This is a genomic window from Saliniramus sp., from assembly GCF_035311605.1.
Classification (GTDB): Bacteria; Pseudomonadota; Alphaproteobacteria; order Rhizobiales; family Beijerinckiaceae; genus Saliniramus.
In genome coordinates this window covers 1-3,742 of sequence record NZ_DATGCW010000006.1, presented here as the reverse complement: position 1 = coordinate 3,742, position 3,742 = coordinate 1, and the positions used below count along the sequence as shown (strand labels likewise).

Annotated in this window: 3 protein-coding genes; 2 read left to right on the top strand and 1 reads right to left on the bottom strand. The window is 66.4% G+C overall.

Going from position 1 to position 3,742, the window contains the following annotated elements:
* Positions 1-646 (bottom strand): CoA transferase (locus VKP01_RS00220; protein WP_324409631.1); only part of this gene is annotated, 646 nt, incomplete at its 3' end.
* 113 nt (positions 647-759) lie between these two features.
* Here VKP01_RS00220 and VKP01_RS00215 point away from each other — a divergent pair.
* On the top strand, positions 760-2,013 hold the full coding sequence (locus tag VKP01_RS00215) for an MFS transporter (protein ID WP_324409630.1): 1,254 nt from the start codon (positions 760-762) through the stop codon (positions 2,011-2,013).
* A 97-nt stretch (positions 2,014-2,110) separates the two neighbouring features.
* On the top strand, positions 2,111-3,742 hold a 1,632-nt coding region (locus VKP01_RS00210; protein WP_324409629.1), incomplete at its 3' end, for an acyl-CoA dehydrogenase family protein.

Genomic DNA, 3,742 nt, shown 5'->3' with positions numbered 1-3,742 from the left:
CGGAGAGGCTCAGCTTCACATGCTGGCCGCGCCCGGTGAGGCGGCGCTCGCGCTCGGCGGCGAGCAAGCCCAGCGCGATTGTCTTGCCGCAGATCACGTCCCAGAACGGCATGGCGTTGTTGACAGGGCCGGCAATGCCCTGCGGCCCGGTCATCATCGCGACGCCGCAGGCGGCATTGACAGTATAGTCGATCGCCGTGGCGCCATCAGGGCTGCCGTCGAGGCTGATCACGATCACATCCGGGCGGCGCGCGGCAAGCGCCTCGAAGGTGAGTTCCTTCTTCAAGGGCAGATTGGTGACGAAGATGCCATTGCCCTCGCCCGGTGCGCAGATGAGTTCGGCGGCGCGTTCGCGGTCGCCGGCGCTGCGCAGATCGAGGGTGACGGATCGTTTGCCCCGGTTGAGGAAGCTCCAGTACAGGCTCGCCCCGGCCGGGGCATGGGGGTAGCGCCGGTAATCGAGGCCGCCCGCCGGCGCATCGAGGCGGATCACCTCCGCGCCGAGCTGGGCAAGGCTCATGGTGGAGAGCGGGGCGGCGATGAAGGCAGTCGATTCCACGATGCGCAAGCCGGCGAGCGGCCCCTGCCCTGCAGCGTCGCGCGCTTCTGCCGTCGGCTGCGTCCCGGTATCCGCCTGACCCGTCATGATCCTCGCCTTTCCCGCCGTTTCGCTATTGCTGCCGCTGCGGCATTTCGAAGGCAGCGATAGCGCCGTTTGCGCCTTGCGGCAAACCGTGATCTCTATGCGCGATCCCGCCCATGGACAGATCAACACGCATGCCCGGCTTCCTTCGCTTCGCCAAAGACAATGCCGTCTGGCTCCTCGCCGGATTTCTGCTGACCTTCACCTCGAGCTTCGGCCAGACCTTCTTCATCGCGGTTTTTGCGGGCGAGATCCGGGCGTATTTCGACCTGTCGCATGGCGGCTGGGGCAGCCTCTATGCCATCGCGACCATGGCTTCGGCGGCGACCATGGTCTTTGCCGGCACGCTCTCGGACCGTTTTCGCGTCAGGGTTCTGGGCGCGGGCGTCCTGCTCGGGCTGGGGATGGCGGCGCTCGGGATGGCACTCGCCACGCATGTCATCGTGCTGGTCGTGGCGATCTATTTCCTGCGCCTGTTCGGTCAGGGCTTCATGGGGCATATCGCCATGGTCGCGATGGCGCGCTGGTTCGTGGCGACGCGCGGACGCGCGGTGTCGATCGCCGGGCTCGGGGTCGCGACGGGGGAGGCGTTCCTGCCGATCATCTTCGTGGCCCTGCTCGGCCTGTTCGACTGGCGCATGCTGTGGGTTGCCGCCGCGCTGATCCTGATCGCCTTCGCGCCGCTTCTCTACCTGCTGCTCGGGCGCGAGCGCACGCCGCAATCATTTGCCCGCGATACCGGCTCACAGGGCATCGACGGGCGGATGTGGACACGCGGCGAGGTCTTTCGGCACCGCTTCTTCTGGCTGATGGTGCCGGCGCTGCTCGGCCCGTCAGCCTGGATGACGGCCTTCTTCTTTCACCAGGTGCATCTCGCGGAGGCGAAGGACTGGGCGCATCTGACGCTGGTGGCGTTGTTCCCGCTCTTTACCGGGACGAGCGTGCTCTTCCTGCTGCTCGCCGGCTGGTTCGTCGACCGCTTCGGCTGCGCGGCGCTCGCGCGGCTCTACCTCGTTCCGATCGCGCTGGGATATATCGCCTTCGCGCTCGCGCCGAGCCCGGCAGCCGCAGGCCCGGCCATCATGCTGATGGGCGCGTCGACGGGCATGCACACAACACTGATGGCGACGCTCTGGGCCGAGACCTACGGCACCCGCCATCTCGGCGCGATCCGCGCCATGATCGCCGCGATCATGGTGCTGGGCACCGCGCTCGGCCCTGCGATCAGTGGCGGGCTCATCGATCTCGGACTCGCTCTGTCGCACCAGTTCTTCGGTATCGCCGCCTATTTCGCTGCCGCCGCGGGTCTCGCGATCTACGCAACGACGACGTTGCCGAGGCATCGCGGCAATGACGCGCAGCCGGTGTGAGCGATGAGGGCTGGCTTCGTCGGTGCCAGCGTTCTAAACCATCAGATAAAACGAATACGCGGGTCGCGCGCATGCGCAATGCCCGCAAGGAGATGCCATGTCCGTCGCCAATGCCGCCGCATCAGCGCAGTCGCTGCCTGCTCTGCTCGATGAAGCCGTTACCAGCCTCGAGGCGCTGCTCGATGCCGCGCGCGACAAGCTGCGGCCGCGCATCGTCAGGGACGGTCGCGTCGATGCCGCCCGGCTCGATGCCGAGCAGCATGCCGCCCATGGTCTGGCCTGGCTCGCAACTTACGTGCGCACGCTTCGCGAACTCACCGCCTACAGCGAACGCCTGAGCGCGGAAGGGCGCTTCGGGGCGATGGAGGAAATGCTGGTACGCATCGGCGCCGGCGAATATTGCGCCCAGGCGCTCAACGGCATCCCGATGAGCCAGGGCGAGATCGTGCGGCTCTCCGCCTTCGGCTTCGACCATGGTGAGATCGCGCAATTCTACACCCCCTCCGTTGCTGCGCTGATCGATGACGGCAATACGGCGGAAAACCGCGCCCGGGTGATCGATCTGATGCGCCAATCCTCCGGCATGCTGGTCCAGGGCGATGCCGGGCTCGACGAGACGCTGGAGGCGATCCGCAGCGAGATGCATCGCTTCTCGCAGGCCGAGATCGCGCCCCATGCGCATCACTGGCACGAACAGAACGCCTATATCCCGATCGAGGTGATCGGGCAGATGGCCGAGCTCGGTGTCTTCGGTCTCACCATCCCCGAGGAATTCGGCGGGATGGGGCTATCGAAGGTGTCGATGTGCGTCGTCTCCGAGGAATTGTCGCGCGGCTATATCGGCGTCGGCTCTCTTGGCACACGCTCGGAGATCGCGGCGGAGCTGATCCAGGGCGGCGGCACGCCGGAACAGAAGGCGCGCTTCCTGCCGGCTATCGCCTCGGGCGAGATCATACCCACCGCCGTCTTCACCGAGCCCGATACCGGCTCGGATCTCGCCTCGCTGAAGACCCGCGCAACGCGCGAGGGCGATGTCTGGAAGGTCTACGGGAACAAGACCTGGATCACCCATCCGGTGCGCGCCGATCTGATGACCATGCTGGTGCGCACGCGGCCCGAGGAAGCCGGCCATCGCGGGCTTTCGATCCTGCTCGGCGAGAAGCCGCGCGGCAGTGACGAGGCCCCCTTCCCCGTCGCGGGATTGTCAGGCGGCGAGATCGAGGTGCTCGGCTATCGCGGCATGAAGGAATACGAACTATCCTTCGACGGGTTCGAAGTCGCCGGCGAAAACCTGCTCGGCAATGTCGAGGGTGAGGGTTTCAGGCAACTGATGCAGACCTTCGAATCGGCGCGCATCCAGACGGCGGCGCGGGCCGTCGGCGTGGCGCAGTCGGCGCTCGATCTCGGCCTGCAATACGCGCAGGAGCGCATCCAGTTCGGCAAGCCGCTGATCGCCTTCCCGCGCGTGGCCGACAAGCTCGCCATGATGGCCGCCGAAATCCACATCGCGCGCCAGATCACCTATTATTCGGCCCGCGAGAAGGATGCCGGAAAGCGTTGCGATCTCGAGGCCGGAATGGCCAAGCTTCTCGCTGCGCGCGTCGCCTGGGCGGCTGCCGACAACGCGCTCCAGATCCACGGCGGCAACGGATTTGCGCTGGAATATCCGATCAGCCGGGTTCTGTGCGATGCGCGCATCCTCTCGATCTTCGAGGGCGCCGCCGAGATC